The sequence below is a fragment of the Marinimicrobium sp. LS-A18 genome (assembly GCF_000463525.1).
In the GTDB taxonomy this organism is placed as follows: Bacteria; Pseudomonadota; Gammaproteobacteria; order Pseudomonadales; family Cellvibrionaceae; genus Marinimicrobium; species Marinimicrobium koreense.
In genome coordinates, this window is sequence record NZ_AWEP01000005.1 from 291,506 (window position 1) to 316,224 (window position 24,719).

At 58.4% G+C, this 24,719-nt stretch carries 18 protein-coding genes, 1 pseudogene and 1 riboswitch; of the genes and pseudogenes, 8 read left to right on the top strand and 11 right to left on the bottom strand.

The features are described from left to right. Positions 1–145: 145 nt before the first annotated feature. Positions 146–1,645 (bottom strand): hypothetical protein, encoded by a 1,500-nt coding sequence (locus N645_RS0109170; RefSeq protein WP_024461214.1) that lies wholly within the window; start codon positions 1,643–1,645, stop codon positions 146–148. A gap of 239 nt (positions 1,646–1,884) precedes the next feature. Between N645_RS0109170 and narL the strand changes: the two genes are divergently transcribed. Beyond that, positions 1,885–2,535: a two-component system response regulator NarL gene (narL, locus tag N645_RS0109175; RefSeq protein WP_024461215.1), complete on the top strand. Its 651-nt coding sequence runs from the start codon at positions 1,885–1,887 to the stop codon at positions 2,533–2,535. After that, positions 2,535–3,758 (top strand): gephyrin-like molybdotransferase Glp, encoded by a 1,224-nt coding sequence (gene glp / locus N645_RS0109180; protein WP_024461216.1) that lies wholly within the window; start codon positions 2,535–2,537, stop codon positions 3,756–3,758. The genes narL and glp overlap by 1 nt, the downstream gene beginning before the upstream one ends. Positions 3,759–4,100: 342 nt before the next feature. Here the strand turns inward: glp and N645_RS0109185 are convergent, their stop codons facing one another. The 3 genes from N645_RS0109185 to yegQ all read right to left on the bottom strand — a co-directional run bounded on the left by N645_RS0109185 (position 4,101) and on the right by yegQ (position 8,481). After that, positions 4,101–6,509: a M56 family metallopeptidase gene (locus N645_RS0109185; protein ID WP_024461217.1), complete on the bottom strand. Its 2,409-nt coding sequence runs from the start codon at positions 6,507–6,509 to the stop codon at positions 4,101–4,103. Continuing rightward, entirely contained in the window at positions 6,506–6,895 is a 390-nt protein-coding gene (locus N645_RS0109190; RefSeq protein ID WP_024461218.1) for a BlaI/MecI/CopY family transcriptional regulator, read from the bottom strand. Before N645_RS0109190 ends, N645_RS0109185 begins: the two co-directional genes overlap by 4 nt. A gap of 320 nt (positions 6,896–7,215) precedes the next feature. After that, positions 7,216–8,481, bottom strand: a complete 1,266-nt coding sequence (gene yegQ / locus N645_RS0109195) for a tRNA 5-hydroxyuridine modification protein YegQ (protein ID WP_036160738.1) — start codon at positions 8,479–8,481, stop codon at positions 7,216–7,218. Between the two features lie 186 nt (positions 8,482–8,667). Continuing rightward, positions 8,668–8,821, top strand: a riboswitch (molybdenum cofactor riboswitch). Between yegQ and moaA the strand changes: the two genes are divergently transcribed. After that, the gene (gene moaA, locus N645_RS0109200) at positions 8,810–9,787 is read left to right on the top strand and encodes a GTP 3',8-cyclase MoaA (RefSeq protein ID WP_024461220.1); all 978 of its coding nucleotides are present in this window, start codon (positions 8,810–8,812) and stop codon (positions 9,785–9,787) included. (Overlaps the previous riboswitch by 12 nt.) A 41-nt stretch (positions 9,788–9,828) precedes the next feature. Beyond that, positions 9,829–10,344 carry a molybdenum cofactor biosynthesis protein B gene (gene moaB, locus N645_RS0109205; RefSeq protein ID WP_024461221.1) on the top strand — a complete coding sequence of 172 codons (516 nt, stop codon included), beginning with the start codon at positions 9,829–9,831 and terminating at the stop codon, positions 10,342–10,344. A gap of 9 nt (positions 10,345–10,353) precedes the next feature. On the opposite strand, the gene N645_RS0109210 is transcribed toward moaB, so the two are convergent. The 5 genes from N645_RS0109210 to N645_RS0109230 form a co-directional block, all read right to left on the bottom strand. After that, positions 10,354–10,728 (bottom strand): putative zinc-binding protein, encoded by a 375-nt coding sequence (locus tag N645_RS0109210; protein ID WP_024461222.1) that lies wholly within the window; start codon positions 10,726–10,728, stop codon positions 10,354–10,356. Between the two features lie 91 nt (positions 10,729–10,819). Beyond that, on the bottom strand, positions 10,820–11,482 hold the full coding sequence (locus N645_RS0109215; RefSeq protein ID WP_024461223.1) for an NrdJb: 663 nt from the start codon (positions 11,480–11,482) through the stop codon (positions 10,820–10,822). A gap of 14 nt (positions 11,483–11,496) precedes the next feature. Then, positions 11,497–14,751 carry an LAGLIDADG family homing endonuclease gene (locus N645_RS0109220; protein WP_024461224.1) on the bottom strand — a complete coding sequence of 1,085 codons (3,255 nt, stop codon included), beginning with the start codon at positions 14,749–14,751 and terminating at the stop codon, positions 11,497–11,499. A gap of 51 nt (positions 14,752–14,802) precedes the next feature. Next, the gene (locus N645_RS0109225; RefSeq protein WP_024461225.1) at positions 14,803–15,678 is read right to left on the bottom strand and encodes a U32 family peptidase; all 876 of its coding nucleotides are present in this window, start codon (positions 15,676–15,678) and stop codon (positions 14,803–14,805) included. Beyond that, positions 15,678–16,673, bottom strand: coding sequence for a peptidase U32 family protein (locus tag N645_RS0109230; protein WP_024461226.1), 996 nt, complete (start codon positions 16,671–16,673; stop codon positions 15,678–15,680). Before N645_RS0109230 ends, N645_RS0109225 begins: the two co-directional genes overlap by 1 nt. 94 nt (positions 16,674–16,767) lie before the next feature. Here N645_RS0109230 and N645_RS0109235 point away from each other — a divergent pair, with 94 nt between their 5' ends. The 3 genes and pseudogenes from N645_RS0109235 (at position 16,768) to N645_RS18335 (ending at position 21,376) form a co-directional block, all read left to right on the top strand. Next, the gene (locus tag N645_RS0109235) at positions 16,768–17,250 is read left to right on the top strand and encodes an SCP2 domain-containing protein (RefSeq protein WP_081665992.1); all 483 of its coding nucleotides are present in this window, start codon (positions 16,768–16,770) and stop codon (positions 17,248–17,250) included. Positions 17,251–17,481: 231 nt separating this feature from the next. Continuing rightward, entirely contained in the window at positions 17,482–17,901 is a 420-nt protein-coding gene (locus tag N645_RS0109240) for a hypothetical protein (protein ID WP_024461228.1), read from the top strand. Between the two features lie 382 nt (positions 17,902–18,283). After that, a pseudogene (locus N645_RS18335) lies at positions 18,284–21,376 on the top strand (TonB-dependent receptor). A gap of 58 nt (positions 21,377–21,434) precedes the next feature. Here N645_RS18335 and nrdD read toward each other — a convergent pair. Together nrdD and nrdG are read right to left on the bottom strand one after the other, a co-directional pair. After that, on the bottom strand, positions 21,435–23,240 hold the full coding sequence (nrdD, locus tag N645_RS0109250) for an anaerobic ribonucleoside-triphosphate reductase (protein ID WP_024461229.1): 1,806 nt from the start codon (positions 23,238–23,240) through the stop codon (positions 21,435–21,437). Further along, positions 23,170–23,697, bottom strand: coding sequence for an anaerobic ribonucleoside-triphosphate reductase activating protein (gene nrdG / locus N645_RS17735; RefSeq protein WP_081665994.1), 528 nt, complete (start codon positions 23,695–23,697; stop codon positions 23,170–23,172). The genes nrdD and nrdG overlap by 71 nt, the downstream gene beginning before the upstream one ends. Positions 23,698–23,981: 284 nt before the next feature. Here nrdG and N645_RS17740 point away from each other — a divergent pair, with 284 nt between their 5' ends. Further along, a complete protein-coding gene (locus tag N645_RS17740) occupies positions 23,982–24,692 on the top strand; it encodes an MOSC domain-containing protein (RefSeq protein ID WP_081665996.1) in 711 nt (236 codons plus the stop codon). The last annotated feature ends 27 nt before the right edge of the window (positions 24,693–24,719 follow it).

Below are 24,719 nucleotides of genomic sequence, written 5' to 3' on the forward strand. Positions count from 1 at the left end.
GGCGTCTCCAGAGAACCGGGCCGATAAAAACCCGACAATGTTTAGGGGTACTGCCTCATAGTAGAAACGATTGGCGCCCTTGCCTATTGAGCCGTTTAGGCACCACCTGCTACCTCTGAATGGGTATGTTGGTGGTCCATGCGGCTTAGGGGTTATAGATGAACGCGTGGCGCCGAAGGTACAGGGCCCAGGCCGCCAACGCACAGAGCCCATAGAACAGCGCAAAGCCCAGAAACGCCTGATAGACGCCGTCCACTCCGCCGGCTCGATTCAGCGCCAGGGGGATATACACCATCCCCAGGGTTGCCACCGATACCAGCCACATTTGCGCCGGCTGGCGTCGGGTCGGGGGGAAGACCTGGGGCAGTGCGCGCAGCAAGGCCGCGTAACCAATCCCCGAGGCCGCAAAAAGCAACGCCATCGCGAGCAAATACGGCATAAGGTAGTCCAGAGGGAACTCGGACAAGGTCAGGGCACGCAAGCTCCAGAATACGGCCATCGCACCCAGCGCCAGGCCGAGCATACTGACCGCCGCCACCCGCGCACCGCCCCAGCGCCCGGCCGCCCAACCGCCCAGGGGACGAACCAGAATGGCCAACAGGGGAAACATCCAGGCATAGAGAAATACTCCGGAATACCCCTGCGTCTCACCGAACAGCTGACAGGTCACGATCGGGAACACCAGGGTCAGCCCCAGGAATGTACCCACACTGGCAAGCCACAACAGGCTCATCAACCAGAGGTGCCGGTGGGACAACAACCCGATCAACCGCTGACGCTGAGGCGCGGTGGAGAGCCCCGCAACGAGCAACACGCACAGGGCCAGAACACACATCAGCGTGAGCTCCACCGGCATCCAGACCGAAACGCCACCAAGCGAACGAGGCAAGGTCAGCCAGCCGGCCAGCACGGCCAGAAGTCCGCCGGCGAACAGCGCGGATACACCGCGACGCCAATCGCTCACCGCGAGGGACTGCCGCCAGGGCGCCCGCAGGGACCAGAGCAGGAGAGTGATCAGAGCAAAAAAGGCCCAGAACAGACCGCTCCAACCCAGCCAGACCGGGGTACTTTCGGGTAGGCGGCCCAGAAAGTGACTGACGCTCAGATTGAGCCACTGTGGCTCACCCACCGGCAGCGGCACCGTAATGACCAGCGGTACCACCAACAGACTGAGCACCACCCCCAGGTGCCCCGCCAGCGAGGCCGCTTCCAGGCCGTAGCGCTGTGCCTCATCCGAGGTTTCCGCCGGCCCGCCCAGGGCTGCCAGACCGCCACCGCCTAGCCCCACCAACAGAAACAGCGCCGGCAGCCAGGTCCGGCTCAGGGGCGTGCCACTGAGCATGAAAGTCAGCACCACCGCCACCAGCAGCAGAATCAACAATGTGCTGAGCACCAGGCCGCGGCCGTAGCTCAACAGCCAGAACCCGAGCGTCAAGCGCAGGCAACTGGCCGACAAACCCGTCAACGCCAGTAGGGACAGTAAGTCGGAATAGCTCAGATCGGTGCGGGTCGCCGCCAACAACACCACCCAGACCGACGGCAGCAGCCAGAGCCCGAAGCCGCAGACCAATACCGCGCCCACCCAACCGGGACCCGGACCGGTCGTGTCGGTCGATACCTTGGTCGGGGTAGACAAGTCACGCATAGGGGACGCACTGCTCGCAGGGTTGATCGTAATCCTCATCGCGCTACTATGGGTGCTGGGCAGAAGGCGCTCAATGCCCCCTTGGACATAGGGGCACTCGGGCGTCCCCCTCCAAAGGGCTACCCACACTGGACAGCTTGCGCCTTGTTCATCCTTACGCTAAGGGCCGCCCGTGACTTGCCAAAAAGAGGTAAGCCACTGACAATGCGGCGATATTGATTGATTTGGGAGACATCTTTATGAGCCACGACGCGGCCAGCATCATGCTGGTGGATGACCACCCCTTATTGCGCAAAGGGTTGCAGCAACTGATTGAACTGTCCGACGACCTTGAGCTGGTCGCGCAGGCCGGCAGCGGCGCCGAAGCCATCAAGCTCGGTGAAGAGTTGGACCCGGATCTGATTCTGCTCGACCTGAACATGCAGGGCATGGACGGACTGGAAACCCTGGAAAAACTGCGCGGGGTGGGCGTGACCTCCCGCATCGTGATGCTCACCGTCTCCGATGCCGACGAAGATGTGATTGCCGCCATCTCCCGGGGCGCCGACGGTTATCTGCTCAAGGATATGGAACCGGACGAACTGCTCACCCAGATCGAGCGCGCCCTGCAGGGCAAGATGGTAATGAGCGAAGCCGTGACCCAGGCCCTGGCCACCGCCATCCGCAAGCCCCAGCCCAACAACGAAGCCAAGCTCGACAGCCTGACCGGGCGCGAGCTGGAAATTCTCAAACTGATCGCCAAGGGCCTGAGCAATAAACTGATCGCCCGGGAGCTGGACATTTCCGACGGCACGGTCAAAGTGCACGTCAAACACCTGCTGAAAAAGCTCGGCCTGCGCTCACGGGTGGAAGCCGCCGTGTGGATGATCAACCAGGAAAAGAGTGACTGATGGCCTGCTGCGACGAACCCCAACTGATTCCGGTTCAGGACGCCATCGCCCGCATGCAAGTGGCGGTACAGGCGGTGACCGACACGGAGACCGTTTCCCTGCCCGAGCTGCTCGACCGGGTCACCGCCGAGCCGGTACACGCCGGTTTTAATGTCCCCGGCTACGACAACTCGGCGATGGATGGCTACGCTCTGCGCGCCGAAGATGCCGGACAAGTGTTGAAGCTGGTCGGACAATCACTGGCCGGGCATCACTTCGACGGTGAACTTAACGCGGAGCAATGCGTACGCATTACCACCGGGGCCACGATTCCCGCCGGTGCCAATGCGGTGGTCATGCAAGAAAATACCGAAGTCGACGGCGATAGCGTTCACGTGATGAAAGCACCCTCCACGGGCGAGAACATTCGTCGCGCCGGCGAGGACATCACGCAAGGCCAGGAAGTGTTTCCCTCCGGCTATCGATTCGGTCCCGTGGATATTGCCCTGCTCGCCTCCCTGGGCTTGGCCGAGGCCACGGTCAAGCGACGCCTCAAGGTCGCAGTGCTGTCCACCGGCGATGAACTTACTCCGCCGGGACAACCGCTGAAGGATGGCCACATTTACGACAGCAACCGCTACGGTCTGATCGCCATTCTTCAACGCCTGAACGTCGAGGTGCTGGACCTGGGCCTGATTCCTGATCAGCCAGACCAGATCCGCGCCGCTTTCGAACGCGCGGGAGCAGAAGCCGACGCCATCATTTCCAGCGGCGGTGTATCGGTAGGCGATGCGGATTATGTCAAAGACATTCTCGGCGAACTGGGGGAGATCGGCTTCTGGAAAGTGGCCATCAAACCCGGCAAACCCTTTGCCTTTGGGCACCTTGGTAAGGCGGTATTCTTTGGCCTGCCCGGCAACCCGGTGTCCTCCATGGTCACCCTGCACCAGTTGGCACTGCCCATCCTGCGCACCATGGCCGGCGAAGCACCGGAACCGCCTTTGCAGCTGACCGCCAAAGCCGCCAGCGGTTACAAAAAACGCCCGGGCCGACAGGACTTCCAACGCGCGACCCTGCGCTGCGTCGATGGCGAAAACCAGATCGACAGCAACGGCGCCCAGGGCTCCGGTGTACTCACCTCCTTCCTTGGCGCCAACGCCTATGCCGTGCTCGAAGCCGAACGAGGCAAAGTCGAAGCCGGCGAGCCCGTCACCGTCATTCCCTTTGATCGGTTTATTACCTGATTCAAACGGCACCACATGGGTGCCCTACTTCAGCGGCACGGCCACCTCATGACGGCGGATGCGCGCTCCGCGCTCCATAACGTCGGACCGATCCGCCCTACGGATAGCTCGGAGGCCGCGTAGGGCGGATAAGGCCGGAGGCCGCATCCGCCGCAACAAAACGGTACGCGTCACCCAATGCTTCAAGCTTGGCAACGGCGGATGCGTGCGTTGCACTCCGAAACGTCGGACCGATCCGCCCTACGGATACTACCGGTTAGATAGGAGATCGTTTCGTTCATCACTCGGTAACAAAAAAGCCCGGGACAAGCCCGGGCAAAGCGCTAGGGTTTAGCCGATCAACTATCGCGCAGCGAGATCGGCATGGTTTTCCACCAATTGTTCAAACACCCCCTGCCATTGCTCACAATGCGTTTCATAGCCGTACAATGACACCGGCTGGGTAACCAACTCGTACCCCTCAGGGCGTTCGATGCCCTCACACACCTCGGCGACCTGGGCTACGGCTTCCGTAATCGTCTTGTCTTCAATGATCAAGTCAAAGAGTGCGTCGGGCTCCTTGTGAGCAGGATAAATATTTACCCAGTTGAACTCATCGGCCCAGACCGATATGGAATGGTGAGCCATCTCCAGCGCATCACGCTCCGGGTCTTGCACCGCCTCAAGCAAAAAATCGGCTCTCATTTTCTGGAAGATTACGGTGAATGTCCGTTTTTGTCGGTCACTCATAACAACGCCTGTTTGCAATGACCACGCTTGGAAATGACGCTCTAAATGCTTTTCCTGATAGAGGTAGGAATGCAAGTCGCTGGGCAGCTTGGCGAGCAGACTTGCAAGCTCTTTCTCCAGCTCTTCCAAAAAGGGTAACTTGTCGCTATCCATAAACATCATCAAGCGGTTGGAAAGGTATTGTTCAGGCTCGGGATCAAACGCTATTTCCATTAGGCCTTCTCGACTGGCCCGAAACCCAAGCAGTGCGCTATAGCCTTCCGCGTCCTGACCAGTTAACACAGATTCAACAGCTTCTTTGCCCAACCACACCTGATAAAAGTCAGAGGTAGCCGCGAACGATCGAATGTGCCCCTGCTTGGGGTCATCATTATATGAAAAGAATTTCATCTTTCCCGCCAAGGCTCCATCACCGGAAAAGTCTTCCGATCCTACCTTGCGCGAGGTGACGAAATCCGGCATCTGCTCCCCCCGTCGAAGGGTCAAGAGCAGGCTGCCATCGTTCAAAGCGCGTAGAGAAAAAGGGCCGGCCTCCACTGACTCGCCTGGTTGATTTTGCAACGCTCGAATTGAACCGACGGGAACTTCCGCCTCCATTCGTCCCCCCTCATATGTCGCGAAACGAATTTTATCAGATTGATCAGACACCCGGGCGTCATGCTCTTCCAGTCGAACCAGTTTACCCTCCAGCGCCCGAAGGAAGTGCGCATAATGTTGCTCAAGCAACACCTGCCGCGCCTCCAACCACTCTTCCTCATTGAGATGACTGTAGAACGGAGGACGCTCTTTGTCGCGATAACGATCCTTCCACAACGCCGCTTTGAAGTGTCGAACGAACGCCGCCCGCTCCTGATCCGACAAGGCCTGATAATCCGAGGTCGGCACCAGCGTGGTCACAAAATGGGGCTCATCGTCGGCGTCTATCAACTGCGAACGAAAGGTGTCGATCAGGCTTTCCACCGAGGCATCGTCCAGGGTTTCAATGTCGGGGTATTGGTCCTCGGCTTGGGAGTGCATACTCAAGAACAACCCCAGCGCCACCAGCAGCAAGCTGGACACCAGCCCTTCAAACGGACGTGCGGTAGACGTCGCGGGCTCAAACAGCCGACGAATACGGGCGAGTAGGTGCGGGTGCTTTCCATTTATAGCCATGGTAAGTTCTCCATCATTGGAAGCCGAGTCGCCCATTTTCAGCGAGGAAAATCGGGCCAGAGTCTCGGCGTAAAAAATCCGGCTTTTACAACCGTCAGCAGCGATATCGTCGCAGGCATTTTCCCGCTCGCGATCGATCTGCGCACTGATCCAAAGCACGAGCCAGTTAAAGAAGTACAGGGTTTTGATCAGGCTTTGAATCAAACCGACCAGGTAGTCGTTGCGACGGATATGCGCCAATTCATGCCGCAAAATCGCCTCCAATTCATCACGACTCATCTGGGTCAGGAGTGCAGCGGGCAACAGAACCACCGGCTTCAGGTGACCAACAACGCAAGGTCCTTCCAGACGTTCGCTGAGCCGCAGCACCACATCCCTTCCGACTCCGATGCGGCTCCCCAGGGCATTGACCCGTGTCTGCCACGGCGACGATGCCGGATGACTCAGCCGGTTTTTCAGGCGATAGCAGTAAAGCAGCCCGCCGCAATATCGAGCCATAGAAAGGGCGAAACCCAACATCCAGAGCAGCAAGATGGTCGACATGTGGCGGTTGATCCACTGGGCCCACACCGCCGGCGAGAACAGCGAACCGGAGTCGGTCAGTACCGGCTCGGGGACGGCAGCGGCTTCAACCAGCGCCACTTCCACCAACGCGTAGTAGCGACTGTAAGTCAGTGCGCTCAGCACCATGACGATCCCCAGGGCCACCACGCCACTCAGGTAACGGGCATTGGCCGACCAGCGAGGTGTCACCGTCAACACCAGCGCCAAGCTGACGGCCACCAGGGCGCTCTGCCACAGGGAGTGCAATAGGGTCCACCCCAGGGCGTAAACAAACGTCTCGCCCATCCATTGGGTCAGCCAGTTCATGACTTGTCCTCCTCAATCCGATCGAGGTATTCCCGTATTTCGTCCAGTTCTTGACGGGACACGGTTTTATTGCCCAGCAGGTGCATCATCAGTTTGCTGGCGGAACCTGAAAAGGTGGTATCGATAAATGAGCTGAGCAGCGAGGCTTTGGTGTCCTGTTCTTCCACCAGGGGATAGTACACGTGGCTACGCCCTTCGCGCCGCCGCCCCAGAAGCCCTTTCTGGTGCATCAGCTGCATCAGTTTGAGCGTGCCGGTGTAGCCCACCGAGCGCTCACCGCCCAGGGCGTCGTGAATGGTCTGGGCGGTGGCCTCACGACACTGCCAGAGCTGCTCCAGGATCTGCATTTCCGAGCGAGTTGGGGTTGAACGGGACGACTTGGGCATCGGGGCTCCTTAATTACGAAGTATTTCGTATTTATTCTACGAAACTTTTCGTAATTGGGAAGGAAGCGTTTTTAATAGCGGAGCAGAACGACTATCAAGATTGGTTATAAACAGGGTTGACGTCTGTCACAGCGGATGGGCTCGGCTGCGAACGCCTGACCGATCCGCTCCACACCTCCAGTTAGGCCGTCAGCCGACGGACAGTCCGGAGGTCGCGTAGGGCGGATAAGCGCGGAGCGCGCATCCGCCGTAACAAGCGTAACGCAACACCCGAACGCCGCGTCCGGCAACGGCGGATGCGCGCTCCGCGCTTATCCGCCCTACACCAGGTTTTTAACCAGCAGGGCGGTTTCCGGATCGCAATCCACCGGGAGTTGCAGGCGGACGCGGTGGCCCGAGCCCGGGGCGCGTTCTATCGGGGTACCGGTTTTATCCTGCAGCGCGGTCAGCTCAAAGAGGTGATTGCCCTCGGGCGTCAGCAGGTAAAGCCGCTCACCTACGGAGAAGCCATTTTTGGCTTCGACTTCATACCAGTCCCCCACCCTCGCCTTGGGCTCGGCCACCCACTGCTGGGCACCGTTGTGGTGCGCACGTTCCAGGTTCTGCAGGGTTTCGGGGCGGGCGTGGCGGTCCAGCAGGCCGGCGGTGTAGCCTCGGTTGGCCAGGCCTTCCAGCTCAAACAGCAGGCTCCGGTCAAAAGCTTTCCCGGCGACGGCATCGTCGATGGCGCGGCGGTAGACCTGGGCGGTGCGGGCCACATAGTAGGGCGACTTGGTGCGCCCCTCGATTTTGAGCGAGTGCACGCCCATACGCGTCAGCTGCTCCACATACTCCACGGCGCGCAGGTCTTTGGAGTTGAGGATGTAGCTGCCGTGCTCGTCTTCATCCATGGGCATCAATTCGCCGGGGCGGATCTTGTCTTCAATCACCACCGGCTCCCACTGCCCTATCTCATCTTCCCGAGCGGGTTTGGCCTCGTACTTCCAGCGACAGGCATTGGTGCAGGCGCCCTGATTCGGGTCGCGGTGGTTGAAGTAGCCCGAGAGCATGCAGCGCCCGGAATAGGCCATGCACAGGGCTCCGTGAACAAAGACCTCCAGTTCCATGTCCGGCACCTGCTCGCGGATTTCTCCGATCTCCTCGATGCCCAGTTCCCTGGACAGGATGATCCGCTCGATGCCCTGCTCCTGCCAGAATTTGACCGCCGCCCAGTTGACCGTATTGGCCTGGACCGATAAGTGCATGGGCATGCCGGGAAACTGCTGGCGGACCAGCCAGATGACTCCAGGATCGGAGACGATCAGGGCGTCCGGCCCCATGTCCACTACCGGCGCCAGATGCTTGATCAGGGTGCGGACCTTGTTGTTGTGCGGCGCCACGTTGGTCACCGCATAAAAGCGCTTGCCCAGGGCGTGCGCCTCACTGATGCCCTGTGCCAGGGCCTCGTGATCAAAGCTGTTATTGCGCACCCGCAGGCTCATGCGTGGCAAACCGGCGTAGACCGCATCGGCACCGTAGGCAAAGGCCAGGCGCATGGCGCGCAGGCTGCCGGCGGGAGACAGAAGTTCAGGGGCGAACAGGGGCATTGGGCAAAGATCCTCAGGAATTGGGCATCACAGCGGACAAAAACCCGCGCATACTAACGGCACGCGCATGCTAAGTGGTTGATTTGACTCAAAACTTCCACCGAAAAGTGCCAACTACCCATGAGGAGGTAGGCGGGGTTATACCTCGGAGCCATAAACAAACCGCGCTGTTTTGCGCTAGACTTAACCATACACTCACACCGAGCCCATTGACCTAAGGCAACGCTAGGGTCCATGGGCCGTTACCCACTCATCCAACCGGGTGAGCCAAGGTAACCGGGGCCGTTCGGGAAACCGGGCCGCCTCCCGCGCTTGGAAAGGTGTTTCTATGCTGACTGACTCTTTTGATCGGCGCTTCAGTTACTTGCGCCTGTCCGTTACCGAAGTGTGCAACTTTCGGTGCGACTACTGCCTGCCGGACGGGACCGATTGTGGCCCCGATGCCCGCGCTCAGGACCTGACCCTCGACGAAATCCGTCGTCTAGTGAATGCCTTTGCCCGCCTGGGCATGCGCAAAGTGCGCATTACCGGCGGCGAGCCCTCCCTGCGCAAAGATCTGACCGAGATCATCCGACTGTGCAAGCAGACCCCCGGTATTGAAACCGTGGCCATGACCACCAATGGCTACCGTTTGACCAAGGACATCGACGCCTGGCACGCGGCGGGCTTGGATGCGCTCAACGTGAGCATCGACAGCCTGGATCACGCCAAGTTTGAGATGATCACCGGTCACAACAAACTGCAGGAAATTCTCAAGGGGCTGGAGCGTGCGGCCGAGCTGGGCATTCCCAACATCAAGGTCAACAGCGTGTTGATGAAGCACTACAACGACGATGCGCTGGATGACTTTATCGACTTTGTGAAAGACCGGCCCATCACCCTGCGCATGATCGAGTTGATGCAGACCGGGGACAACGCCGAGTTTTTTGATCGCCACCACTTGAGCGGCGATAAAGTGATTGAGCGCATGCGCACCCAGGGCTGGCAGGAGCGACTCCGCGGCCGGGACTCCGGCCCCGCCCGGGAATTCTGGCACCCGGATTACGCCGGCGGCATCGGCATGATCATGCCCTATAGCAAAGACTTCTGCGCCACCTGCAACCGTCTGCGCGTCTCCAGTCAGGGGCAGCTGTTCCTGTGCCTGTTTGTCGATGAGCACCAGAGCCTGCGCCACCTGTTGCAGTCCGATGATCCGGAGCCGGTGATGGCGTTTTTGCGGGAAGCCATCAAGGGCAAAGATTTCAGCCATCACCTGCACGAGCAGAACCCCGGCTCGACCCGGCAGCTGGCGATGATCGGCGGTTAAACTTTTACCTGATTCAATAGATTGTTACGGAGTAGCTGTTAATGGCACACGCCTTACCCTCGGAAATGAAACCCCTGAACATTGCGGTTCTGACCGTTTCCGATACCCGCACCTTTGAGAACGACACCTCGGGTCAGTACCTGGTGGACGCTCTGCAGGAAGAGGGCCATACCCTCGCCGACCGCGCCTTATTGAAAGACGATATTTATCAGATTCGCGCCCAGGTGTCCGTCTGGATCGCCGATGCCAACGTGCATGTGGTCCTGATCACCGGTGGCACCGGGTTTACCGACCGGGATTCGACCCCCGAGGCGATGAAGCCGTTGTTTGATAAAGAAGTGGAAGGGTTTGGGGAGATGTTCCGGCAGATTTCCTGGGGGGAGATTGGCACGTCGACCATTCAGTCTCGAGCGTTGGCGGGGTTGGCGAATCATACCTTGATTGCCTGTCTGCCCGGGTCGACCGGGGCCTGCCGCACAGGATGGACGAAGTTGTTGCAGCCGCAGCTGGATGCTCGGCAGGGGCCTTGTAATTTTGTGGGGCATTTGATGCGGTAGGAGAGTACGCTACTCCCCCGTCGCGATAATCCCCAACTCGCTATACACACTGCGCAACACATCGTAATGCTCCTGAATGGAGCACCCTTCGTGACTCCGCTTTTTGATGCCCTTGGTCGTGAGCTCAATATGCCACTTGGGCGTTACGCCGTGGCGGGCCAGGGAGTGCTTGACGCAGGCCAGGGCGCAGCCGTCGATGGCGCAGATATCCCGGCCGGATTTGGCGACCTTGACCAGACTCGGTACATCGCCACCCACGCCCGCGATGCAGGACATTTCAGCGTGGCCTTCCCGGTCCATCACCACGGCAATATCGTTCGCCAACTGGGCCACATTGGAGCGGCCCGAGCAGGCATAGACCAGCGGTTTCTGTGTGTCGTCCATAGTGAATTCCAAAGCTGACAACGTGTGAAGTTACTTTACGCTGACTGCACACATCCGCCTTGACGTAAATCAACTGAGCCTCAGTCGAGGCTCAGCCGCACTTGGACGCCCCGCAGTTGAGGCAGGTTTTACAACCATCCATGATGATCACCGCTTTGGTATGGCACTTGAGACACAAGGTTGCGGTGGGCGGAAACTCATCACTGCCATGCTCGATGTGATGCTTCTGCTCGTACTCCACCTGCTTCTCCTTGAGCACCTCCCGCTGCGCTTCGGATAGCGCTTCGTCCTGGATCAGGCCGATGCGCTTCATGTGGGTTTCAATGGCGTCGCCGATCTCCGCCACCAGCGAGGGCATGAAGCGGCCGCCGGATTTGAAGTAGCCGCCCTGCGGGTCAAATACCGCTTTCAGCTCCTCCACCAGGAAGGTGACATCCCCACCCTTGCGGAACACCGCGGAGATGACGCGGGTCAGCGCCACCACCCACTGAAAATGCTCCAGGTTCTTCGAGTTGATGAAAATCTCGAAGGGCCGGCGTACTTCGTGGTCGGTGCCCGGGTTCAGCACCACATCGTTGATAGTGATGTACAGGGCGTGGTCGGACAGCGGCGTCTTGATCTTGTAAGTGCTGCCTTCGAGGGTTTCCGGGCGCTCGAACTTCTCGTGCATGCGCTCGATGTCCGGCTCTTTCTCGGGCTCCGGCTTTTTGATGGAGAAGCCGGTGATTTTTTTGTCAATAACTTTGGCGTTCATACAGACTGCTCCAATTAAAACTTGCCGTAATAACCTTCTTTCAAGGCCTCGTACAGGTTGGCGGCGGTGTGCATTTCGCCGTCGTACTCCACCTCTTCGTTGCCCTTCAGTTCGAGCTTTTGACCGTCCTCCAGCTCAAACACATAGGTGGTGTTTTCCAGATCCTGCTCTTTCACCAACACACCCTGGAAGGCTTCCGGGTTGAAGCGGAATGTGGTGCAGCCCTTCAGCCCTTTCTCGTAGGCGTACAGGTAAATGTCCTTGAACCGGTCGTAGGCGATTTCTGTGGGCACGTTGATGGTTTTGGAAATGGAGGAGTCAATCCATTTCTGTGCCGCGGCCTGCACATCCACATGCTGCTCAGGAGTGATCTGGTCGGATACCACAAAGTACTCTGGCAGACCGGTCTCCCCCGGCTGCGGGTAAGGTTTGGCCTTGGGCTCGACCAGCTGGCGATAGCGCAGCAGTTCGTAGGAGAACACATCCACTTTCTCCTTGGTTTTCTTGCCACTGCGGATCACATTGCGCGCGTAGTGGTGCGCAAAACTGGGCTCAATACCGTTACTGGCGTTATTCGCCAGGGACAGGGAAATGGTGCCCGTGGGCGCAATGGAAGAGTGGTGGGTAAAGCGGCCACCGGTGTCCGCCAGCGCCTCCACCAGTGACGGATCTTCCTCGGCCACCTGTTGCATATAACGGCTGTATTTTGCCCAGAGCACTTTACCGGGCACCTGATCGCCCACCTTGTACTCTTTGGCCAGCTCGGGTTGCTTGGCCAGCATGATAGGCGTGACCTCGAAGGTTTCCGCCATGATGGGCGCCGGGCCTTTTTCTTTGGCCAGATTCAACGACTCGCGCCAACCGGCCAGCGCCAGCTCTTTGCTCACCTGTTCGGTAAACGCGATGGACACGGGACTGCCATAGGGAATGGTGAGCATGGTCAGGGCCGAACCCAGCCCCAGAAAGCCCATGCCGTGGCGGCGCTTGCGCTCAATCTCCCGGCGCTGCTCTGCCAGCGCCAGCCCATTGATTTCCACCACGTTATCCAACATGCGGGTAAAGATGGAGACCAGCTTGCGGAACTTTTCCCAATCGAATTCCGCCTGCTCGGTAAAGGGATGCTTTACGCACTGGGTAAGATTGACAGAGCCGAGCAGACAACTGCCATAGGGGGGCAGAGGCTGCTCACCGCAGTTGTGCACGTAGAGCCCATTGGCATCAAAGGCGTTGATGCCGGGAACCTGCACGTCGTAAACGGTTTCGGTTCCCACAGGCGCCAGACCTTTGACAGTCACCATAAACCGCTCGCGGTTCAGGGTGCGCTTGTAGCTACCCAGGGCATTTTTCAGGCGGGTCATTTTGACGATGTCGGAAAAGCCCACCCGTTCCATAAAGGTCGGCAGATTATCGCCACTGATGACCAACTCGTGTTGGGCGACGGTGGCATACGCTTGCTGGCCACCCCGGCCATCCGGTAGAGCACGGTGCTCGGCCGGGCGACGATTCTGATAAAGACGGGCTGCAATGCCGAGGCGCAACAGCATGCGCTGAACCGCCTTCAGCCGCGGCAGATCGGACTGGGCCAGACGCACGCTGACGCCCTTCTGCTGAGAGCCCTGCACCGAACCATCGGCATCGAAAAATCCGCGCAAGAAGCCGCGATAGAATTCACTGGAGCGTGTTTCCAGCGCGGGGGTAATCATTTTGTTGCCGGGCGTCATGCCCAGGCCTTCGGCCAGCTGTTTGATGGCGCCCGTGGCCAGACGGTATTCTCCCCGGCCGGGCACTTCGATCCAACCTCTGAAGTCCGCCCAGTGCGGCAGAGTGCGGGCGCAGCGCAGCGCCTCGGCCATGACCGGGTGTGCCTGGGGGGAGTCTCCCACTGCCTGTTGTCCCGGCCACACCGACAGAACGGCTTTGTCGCTTTTCAGCGTACCGTCGCCCACCAGCAAACCCATCAGGTAGCCCTCTTCCCGGCTACCGTCGCCGGACCAGTCCGGCATCGCCCGATGGTTGTGCAGGACGATCTGATCGCCCGGTTCCAGCTGTTCAGCGGGCACCCAGTCGAGCGTTTCCGACCAGCGGCTTTTGGAAGCGACCTTGCGCACTTTGTGGTCATCGGTCAGCTTCACGGTATAACCTTCGCGCGTGGACAGTTCGAACACCGGTTTATCGCCGGTGACGAAGAAGCCTTCCTCGCCGGATGCGTAGTGGGTACCGTCCACCCTCGCAGTAAATGGGCGCCCCACCAGTTCACTGACCTGGCGCGGCCCCTCCGAGGTGTGAACCCAGGTATCGGCGGTGACGCAGGGGTTGGTCGCGCGGATGTCTTCACAGAACCAGTTGTTGTTCCACTGGTTGACCCGATCGATCAGGATAAAACCTGGCTCAGCGAAGTCGTAAGTGGAACGCATGATCTGGTTCCACAGTTGCCGCGCCGGGACTTTCTTGTAGACCTTGCAGGCAATCTCGCCGTCATCGTTACGCAGGTATTTTTCGGACACGTGATCGAGGCGCCGCCAGACCACCTGCTCGGGGTCATCACCGTTCAGGCCTTCGCGCTTGAGGTCGTCCTCGGTGATGGGGAAACTCAGCGGCCAAGAGGCATCGGCCTTGACCGCTTGCACAAAGTCATCGGTAATCAGCAGCGACAGGTTGAACTGGCGCAGACGCCCGGCCTCGCGCTTGGCGCGGATGTATTCGCTGACGTCCGGATGGTGCACGTCAAAGGTGGCCATCTGGGCGCCGCGCCGGCCACCGGCGGAGGAAATGGTAAAGCACATCTTGTCGTAGATATCCATAAACGACAGCGGCCCGGAGGTGTTGGCACCGGCGCCGGCCACGTAGGCGCCTTTGGGTCGCAGTGTGGAAAATTCGTAGCCGATGCCGCAACCGGCTTTCAGGGTCAGCCCGGCTTCGAGATTTTTATACAGGATGTCTTCCATGGAGTCACCGATCGTGCCGGAGACGGTGCAGTTGATGGTGGAGGTGGCGGGCTTATAGGCCTGGGCCCCGGCATTGGAAATAATCCGCCCGGCGGGGATGGCGCCGTTGCGCAGCGCCCAGAGAAATTCCTGGCGCCAGTGGGCCTTGCGCCTGGGTTCGATCTCCGCGAGCGCCTGGGCCACCCGCTCCCAGGTGGCGTCGATGGTCTGATCCACCGGCTGGTCCTGGTGGTCTTTCAGACGGTATTTCTGGTCCCAGATGTCCAGGGACGCGGGTTGAAGTTCGACCGTCGGCTCGGCAATGTCCTTGGATTGTTCTGTCATTCGTCCGCCTCTTTAAAATCATTGAAATTCGGAGATAAGGGGTAGCCGTCATCAGGCTACCTGTACGATGCCAGCCATCTTGTGCCAATAGCCGTTGACGTCCTGCTCGGCGCGCGCCTGGGCATCGCCCCGGCTGGCGGCCCGAAACCGGGCGAGCCACTCCAGGGTGCCCTCGGGCTCCGGGCTGAGGCGCACCGCGTCCACCAGCCCGGCCATGTGCGGCACCTCGGCCACCAGATTGTACCGGTCTCCGGACTGGGTCTGAATACCATTGAGCACAAACAGCCGCTCGCCTTCCTGATTGTAAACGGGACGGCCCGACGGGTATTTGATGCAGCACAAGTCACATTGATCTTTGGGCCGATTTTCCGAGCGGGCGGTAAAGCAGCGTGCCGACCAAGCCAGGGGCAAGTGCCCAAAGCCAAACACCTCGACCTCAAAGCTGCTGCGGATATCCTCAATATCCGGGTGACTCAGTATCTCCGACAGCCACTCTCGGGACAGTTCCACCGGCATCAACCAGCGTTGCATGCCGAACTGCACCAACTGGCGCAGGGTCTGGGGGTTGTAACAGTTGATCGCGGCTCCGGCGACGAAGGGAAGCCCCGCCTCGCGCAGCAGACCCACCGCGCCGATGTCATTGGCCTCCAGGGCGAATTCACCGTTGTCGCAGTAGCGGCGCAGCTCGCGCAGGTCGGCGGGGGATTCCAGCAGGGTCATGGTGGATAGCACTACCTCCTTGCCGGCCTCACGCAGCTGGTGCGCCTGGGCCATATAGTCGTCCAACTTCAGCTCCCTCCGCTTGGGGCACACGGTTTCGCCCAGGTAGACGCAATCAGCATCCGACTCGGCCACTGCGGTGTAAAAACGCTGGACCTGCTCTTTGGGCCAGAAGTACAAAATCGGTCCGATATTCAGCTTTAACATTAACGCCAGCTCCTGTGGTAGGCCCCGATGGTGGTCTGATGCCCTTCGGACAGGCCCGCCAGGGTGTGGTCCCAGTCCTGATGTACCTGATAGCGGGTCGGATCTTCCAGCAACCGGTCGATGGCCTGACGCCACACCCGGGTAACCTGGCCGACATACGCGGGACTACGCTGGCGACCCTCGATCTTCACCGCCTTGATGCCATCGCGGTACAGCTCGGGCAACAGGCTCAGGGTGTTGAGGCTGGTCGGTTCCTCCAGGGCGTGGTAGCGCTCGCCGTCCACCTCGAAGCGACCTTTGCACAGGGTGGGATAACCGGCGTTCTCGCCGCCGGCAAAGCGGTCAATCAGGTAACCATTCAGGCGGGACTCCAGGACGCCCCGCTTCTCCTCCCAGCGGACGAACTTGGCGGGCGAGCAAGCGCCGGAGTTATTAGGGGACTCGCCGGTCATGTAGGAGCTGAGATAACAGCGCCCCTCAGCCATAATGCACAGACTGCCAAAAGCGAACACCTCCAGCTCGGTACTCACGGTGTGCGCCAGTGCCGACACCTGTTTCATGGACAGCACTCGCGGCAACACCACACGACTGACGCCATAGGCCTGCTGGTAAAAATCAATGGCCGCCGCATTGGTGGCCGAGGCCTGCACCGACAGGTGCCGCTCCACCTCGGGATGGCGCTCGGCCGCGTAGGCCAGTACCGCCATATCGGCGATGATCAACACGTCCGCCCCGGCCTTGACGGCTTCATCCACCGCCTGTTGCCAACTGTCCCATTGTGTCGGGTGGGCAAAGGTATTGATCGCCACGTGCAACCGCCGCCCCTGCCGATGGGTTTCCCGGGCGGCATCGCGCAGCCCCAGGGTGTCGAGATTGAGGCCGGCAAAGTGCCGGGCATTGGTATCACCGCGCAAGCCCACGTAGACGGCATCGGCCCCCTCTTTCAGGGCGGTTTTCAGCGCGGGCAGGCTCCCTGCGGGACAAAGTAATTCCATCGGCGTTTACCTCTGTTTAAAAACGGTACCTATTTTGGGCGAGTGGCGACGCCCCCCGGGTTTGCTAGCATGCCCGCTCAGGAGGTGCCCCACTATGACTACCATGCAATCCCGTTCAGCATCATTTCGCCCATCACTCCGCCAGCTTATTCAATGCGCCAAAGTGGCCCAACCACTCATCCCCCAGGCCATTCGCCGACACACGTTGGGCATCGGCCTGAACCACTCTTTTTCAGAGGCGCTGTGCCGGGGCGAGCTGGATTTTCTGCGCGGCCGACAGGCGCGGATCACCGTGCCGGATATTAACCTGGACTTCGCGGTGACGCTGCTCGGCCAACGGCTACACGTTTCGCTCAAGCCTGTGGCGCCCGACGTGACCTTTCGGGCCGATACCCGATCACTGCTGCAAATCATGGCCGGCCAGGTTGATCCCGACACACTGTTCTTTCGCCGTAAACTGGCCATTGAGGGTGATACCGAACTGGGACTGGCACTAAAAAATTTCCTCGACAGTCAGGACCCCGAACAACTGATCCCCGCACCCGCCTACCGCTTTATCAGCCGGATGGTGGCGTGATCGTTCCAACGAGCTCAAAAAAGGGTGCAATCCCTGCACCAGAGGCCTTTGAGTCCCGGTGGCACAGCTGCTAGGGGAATACCAACCGGGACCCCTAGCCTACTGCGCTGACCCGTTATGCGATATTCCCCCATGGGTCTACCCCTTTAGAGGAATCACAGTTCACCCCGAAAGTGTGCACAATGGGCAGACATACCTCTTCCACCCGTTGATAACAGTGATCCGTTTACTATGAGCACCTTTGAACTAAACCACTTCGATGACTTTCTCTCCATTGCGCGGTCCCAACCCGAACCGCAAAAACTGATACTGGTGCTCGCCCGACGAGAGTTGCCTCACGGTCACACCGAGCAACAGGCCAGAGATTTCGAAAATGGGCACGGAGGCCACTTGGCACCACTGGCGGGCATCGACAAACGCCCCGACGAGTTGGCCAACTTCTCAGCATTGGTCGAGGAGGCTAAACAGGCGAGTGATGAATGGGATGCGGTGTTTGTTGCGGCGCTTCCCGGAACAGATGGAAAACTCCCAACCCCCAAGGCAATAGACGACGCTATTGAGAAAGTCATTCATGCCATTCGCAATGGGATGATCAACAACTTTCTGGCTTTCGACTGCAAAGGTACGCCGCTGCAGATCAGCCACGGCTAAAACACACCCAATCAAAAAGAGGGGCCCGGACAGTCCATGTCGCGGGTGCCTGCCATTAGACAAGCCAATAAAAGGAACAATACCTGGTCTCAGTGTTGTCCTGAACCCTAACAATACCTCACCGCCCTCAGGCTAGACCATTCCCCATCGTCGGCAACCCGACCATTCCTTATGCCGTAAGCGTCGCTGCCTCCTCAAGGGTAACTTCACTGCGACATTGGCTACCCAACCAGACTAATAGACTTAACGACTATATGAGTTCATTTTGGAGTCTCTGCCTGGAGGCGTCCCAAGGCCTCCTGCAGATAGATGCAATGAAGGACACTGTTCTCAATACGAGCACTATAAGCAATAACACTCGATATAAAAATTGGAGGATCCAATGAACACAAACCGCAGTTTGGTTAAAAAACGGTTACTGTCGGCCAGTATTGCCGCCCTGGTCGGCACCACCTTCGGTACTTCCGCCTTGGCGCAGGAGGCCGGTCAGTTAGAGGAGATCGTCGTTACCGGCTTACGCGCCTCACTCGATCGCGCCATGGACATCAAGCGGGATTCCTCGGGCGTCGTTGACGCCATTTCCGCCGAGGATATTGGTAAGTTCCCAGACGCCAACCTGGCCGAATCCCTGCAGCGGATCACCGGCGTCTCTATTGACCGCGTCAACGGCGAAGGCTCCCAGATTACCGTGCGTGGCTTTGGTGCCGCCAACAATATGGTGACACTCAATGGCCGCACCCTGCCCGCCGGATACACCTACGGCGGCGGCAGCGGCGCCGGCGGTACCTCCGGCGGCGCCACCCGCGCGTTTGACTTTGCCAACCTGGCATCCGAAAGCGTCGCCGGTGTCAGCGTGTACAAAACCGGTCGCGCTTCGGTACCCACCGGCGGCATTGGCGCCACCGTGGACATCACCACCACCAAACCTCTGGAGAACGACCCCCTGGAGGTTTCCCTGAGCGCCAAGGGCATGCACGACACCACCGTTGGCGACAGCGGCGAAGACTTCACGCCCGAAGTCTCTGGCTTGTTCAGCTGGAAAAACAGCGACAACACCGTGGGCCTGGCCGTTACCGCCAGCTACTCCAAACGGGATTCCGCCGCAGCCAATGCCGCTGAAAATAACTGGAACATGGCTTACTGGGATGCCGAAGCACACGCCGCAGGCGAGAACCAGGGGTTCAGCTGGATTCGCGATGGCGACGGTAATATCGCCGCAGATATCAACGGAGAACCGAAAGATGGCCAACTCTTCGCACGCCCCAATGATTTCCGCTGGGCTTATTCCGAACGCAGCCGGGACCGTGCTAACGCTCAAGTGACCGCCCAGTTTGCCCCTCGCGATGATGTGACCGTTACCGTCGATTACACCTACGCCGATATGCAGATTGCCGAGCACCGCGGCGAATGGGCGCTTTGGATCGGGAACGGTTCCAGCGTGGAACAGGTTGATTTCGACAGCTCGGGCGAGATCGCCGTGCCTCTGTATATTCAGGAAACGCTGAACAACAAAGACATGGGTTACGAACAGCAGTGGCGCGAGCAGAACAACACTCTGCATTCGTTTGGCTTCAACACTGAATGGTTGGTCAATGAATCCCTGACCCTGAACTTTGATGCCCACGACTCCAGCATGGACAACATGCCTGACGGTCCTGGACAGGCTGGCGAAATCGCCATGAGTGTGGGCGCTCCGGTTGGTGAGCGCCAGTACTTCTGATTCGGCGGAGACCTGCCTCAGGGCGCCTACGACTGGGACGATGACAACACCAACGATAACGGGCGCTTTGACGAACCCGACTTCGGCACCCAACAGGGCCGCGTGTTCTACGCCTCCCAGGAAATGGACATCACCCAGGTACAGTTCGGTGGTAGTCAGGCATTTGATGACGCCACGGTGGACTTCGGCCTGGAATACCGCGAAATGGAGATGCGCCAACAGAACTCCAACCGCCAGGTCCAACTGGGCAACTGGAACGTCAGCAACCCCGGAGAGCTGTACAACATTCTCAAACCATTCAACTTCGCCGCTCAGTACGACGACTACGACACCTCCAGAATGAGCACCATCGGCATGCGGGCCATTGACGTGTACGGCCTGTGCCAGCAATCGTTGGGCATCTACGGCGATTACGATGGCGACTGGGATTGCTCCGCGCTCAGCCAACACCCCAACGACAATCAGGTAACCGAAGAGATTACCGCCGCATTCGTTCAGTATGACAATACCTTTGACCTGGGCGGCTTTGAGACCGACGTTCTGCTCGGCCTGCGCTACGAGGAAACGGAAGTGACCTCATCCGCATTAATGGAAGTTCCGCTATATCGACCCTGGGAGAGTGATAATGACTTCCAGACCACCGTATACGCCGAAGACCAGGCGTTTGTGGCAGAGGATCACAGCTATGATAACCTCCTACCCAGCCTGGACGTAGGTGTTTCGGTTACCGACGATGTACTCGCCCGCTTCTCCGCCAGCCAGACCATTGCCCGGCCGAACTACGGCAACCTTTTCGTATCGGTGGGCAATTTCTGGCAGGACAACCCCACGCACTTGGGCGGTATCACCTCGGCCAGCAAAAACGATCCCAAGCTGGATCCGTTGGAGTCCACTAATATCGACCTCTCGGTAGAGTGGTACTTTGATGACAGCAGCTATGCGTCCATCGGCTACTTCCGCAAAGACGTAGAGAACTTCATTGGCTCCGGGGTACGCAACGAGCCGCACTTTGGCATCCGTGACCCAAGTGCCGGGCCATTGGTAGAGCAGGCCGAGCAGGCCTTGGAGGCACGCGGTATTTCGGTCAACGCGGAAAGCCTGTTTACCATGACCGCCATTCTGGACAACCCGAACGACTTCCCGACCGGGCCCGACGCCATTCAAGTGGACAGCGGCAACGCCTCGCAGCTGGACCCGGACTTTGTCGCCGACATGATTCAGACGTACGACATTGCGCCAAATGAGGACAGCCCGTTGATTCAGTGGCGCACCACCTTCCCGATCAACCAGAAGGAAGCCACCATTGATGGTGCCGAGCTGGCCTTCCAGCACTTCTTCGGTGACACCGGGTTTGGCGTGCAGGCCAACTACACCATCGTCGACGGCGACATCGGCTTTGACGATACCGCTGATCCAACCGAGGAGCAGTTTGCCCTGCTCGGCTTGAGCGACACCGCCAACCTGGTAATGATGTACGAAAAGCATGGCATTCAGGCCCGTCTGGCCTGGAACTGGCGCGATGAGTTCCTGCGTCAGACCAACCAGGGTGGTTCCAATAACCCGGTTTATGTCGATGAGTACTATCAATGGGACATGAGCGTCTCGTATGAGATCAACGACCAGTTCAGCGTTTTTGTGGAAGGTTTGAACCTGACTGAAGAAAATGTTCGCTGGCGGACCCGTGATGCCCGTTTGACGCAGTACCTTGAAGACCTGGGCGCACGCTATCAAATCGGCGTTCGTTACAACTTCTAAGGAGAAATAAGCAGGGGCGGCTTAGCCGCCCCTTTTTCCCCGTACGTCCCGTTCAGGATTACCGAACCAGAGCCGCACTCCCCTCTTTACCTAAACGATGGTAGTGACGTAACCGATGTTCGTTACGGCGTCCGGCGCTGAACGCCGACACCCGTTTCAAATAGCCGATCACTCTCGTACCATAATCAATATCCTCCGAATGGCATTCCGGACAGGCCTCAAGCGTTCGCTTGTCGATGTGTTCGCAACGATTGCAAATGGTGATCCGAACATTGATACAGAAGTAATTGCAGCCGGTGCGCGCCGCGGTTTCCATTAGGGCGAGATAGCCATCAACGGTCAGAGACTCCTCCAGGTTCAGGTGCAACGCCGAACCACCGTCAAGATAGTCGATTAGCTCTCGTCCGTGCAAAATCAATTTATCCAATGAGTTGGTAGACTCATCTTCAACCTGATAGAAGTAGGAGTTGTAGCAATCTCTGCGTACCTGGTAGCCATCCGCCCGATCCCACTTGGCATTCTTTACGCCCAGGTTTTCGGCGGGAACGAATTCGGTATTGAACATATAGCCCCACTCTTTCTTGGCCCGCTTGTTGGCATCGTAGATGACTTTCAATTGTCCCTGCACAAACGCTTTGTATTCAGAGTTATTGCCGGGCACCAAGCCTTGCGACTCGGCCGCCTCCACCATGCCATTGATGCCGATGGTCAGAAACTGTTTGTCGAGCGAGATTAACCCCGCATCATAAACGCTTAGCAAGCCAGCCTGCTGATACTCTTCCATCAACGCCCGGTAGGCCACTTGATAGCGATGTACTTTGTCCACCTCGACATCCAGGTCGCGGCCATCCTGAACCAGACGATTCATGTTCAGGGTAATCACGTTGATGGAGCCGGTGGCCACCCCGCCCGCACCCAATGTGTAGGAGAAGGTGTTGTCACTAATTTCGCTGCGCAACCGGCAACAGGAGGCCAGCGAGTCGGCATTGTCCGACATGAACATGAAAAATGAGTTTCCCTCACTCAGCTCACCGGCCAGCTTTTTGGCAAACAGTTGGTCCCGACAGCGCCCATCTTTGGTCAACAAAGCGGCCGTAACCACCGGAAAGGTGAGAATCGCCTTTGTACGCTCCCGGTTGAACCAGTTCATGAAAAAATCCTGCAACTGTGACACCGAGTTCCAATCGGGTTTGGTGAAATCCGGAAACACGAAATCACCAAACATTGACTCAAAATAGTACTGATCGTATACCGAAATATTCCAGAACACACTCTGATAACCGCGCGCGGCGGCCGGCTGGTTGATAGCATAGACCACGTGTTGAAGATGGTTGGCAATCGCTTTCGGGTGGTCTCGCAAGTAGTTGTCGCCATAGTCTTTTCGGGCGAAATAGTCAAAATAGGTTAAAAATTCGACCGTGGCCACGGCACCGGCAAACTGAGCACTGACAGCGAACACCAGGTTGACGAAGCTGCCACAGAAGGATTCCAGGTGCTGCGGTGCGCGAGACTCACCACCGAGTTTGGTCAGCCCGTCGCGTAGGAAGGGATACAGCGTCATGGAGACGCAGTAGGGCTTGAGGCTGGTTTCATCATGCACATAAATTTCGTGCGCCTCAACCTGACGAACGTATTCCTCCGCCAGCTCATCACCAAACAGTTCGGCAATCTTGCGGCTGACTTTCGCCCGGTTGATCTGGATGAACACATCTTTCATCAGCTCGGACTCCAGTGTGGCGATATTTTTGTGCGTGACGTTGGCATTGGCATCCACGCAGGAGCCGTCGGCGGCATTATCCGCGTGCAAGTATTCCTGAATGAAGCTCAGTTTCTGATTGATCTGGTGTGGTGTGAGTTGAAGCATGGGAGTGACCTCCTTGGAAGTGATGGTTGAGCATTGCGCCGGTGCGCAAATCGATAAGGCGTTGATTGGTGGTGGGGCTGTCGAGGCCGCCCAACTCCCGAACCCAAGGGCCGGTTTTAAGAAACGTCAGTTGACGACGTAAGCGGGGCTCGACCGTATCAAGACCGGTGTACAGGCAACGATGTACTCCCTGACGTTGGGCGGCAGCCAATAACGCCAGCAAGGCGCACGGCTGCCATTCACCACCGAAAAAGAGCACACAGGTCACCAGCCCCCGATAGTCTTTCAATCGCTGAATCAGAAAGTCAGGCGTCAGAGGGCGACCACCTTGAGGGTCCCAGCTGTCCGCACTGTGACAACTCGGGCAGCGCAGTGGACATCCGGTAACCGTGTAGGCCAGAGACACTTCTCCAGGAACCTCCTGAAAGACCACATCTTCGGTGAGATAACGCAACATGATGAGTTCGCCTGAGCTGCATGACTTGAAAGCACAACATATAGTGTTTTTATGGAGACAAAGACACAATACCCAGTAAGCGGTAATACTCGCGCCACCCCTGATCTCCTCATTTTTTTGCCGACAGAAAACGGCCAAGAGACTCGCATCCAGATCAACCTGCACACTGAGACCGGGGCCTGAATGTGGGAAACAGGCCGCATAAGTTAATCACAGAGGGGCATTTACAGGTTCACACGGATTGATCAACATTACACCGACGACAACTCATCAGGCATAGCTTTATGGTAGAACGAAAATTTGTCACGCTAGACCGGCTTTTTATCGGACGTGCTATACCCTACGGCCCGAACGGTGAACTCAGCGCCATTCACAAAGCCCCCCTGGAGGGCCCAGTCACGGTCACTTCTTTAGGTCTGACCGGTGATCAACAAGGTGATCCGCGTCATCATGGCGGCCCCGACAAAGCCATCCACCATTATCCCGCCGACCACTACCCCCACTGGCAACAGCAACTGCCCGACACGCACGGCAAGCGCTGGCACTGTGGCGCGTTTGGTGAGAACATCAGCACCGTTGGTTTGACCGAGAGCGATGTCTGTTTCGGCGACATCTTTGCACTCGGTTCTGTCCGTCTTCAGGTGAGCCAGGCCCGCCAACCCTGCTGGAAACTGAACCACCGGTTTCACGAGAAAGACATGGCGCAACGAGTGCAAGATAGCGGTCGGACGGGCTGGTACTATCGGGTATTGACCCCGGGCACACTTCAGGCGGGTGATCGGTTCAAATTGATTGATCGGCCTCATCCGGATTGGCCATTGACGCGCATACTGCACTTTCTGTTTCTCGATCCTCTGAACACAGAGGCATTGCGCGCCATGCATGAGCTTCCCCGCTTACCGGCGTCCTGGCAAAAGTTGCTAGAACATCGATTGAACACCGGTGAAGTGGAGAGTTGGGACCGACGATTACAGACGCCGACAAAAACCGTATAAGCACCACCTGCACGAAAAGCCTCCAGG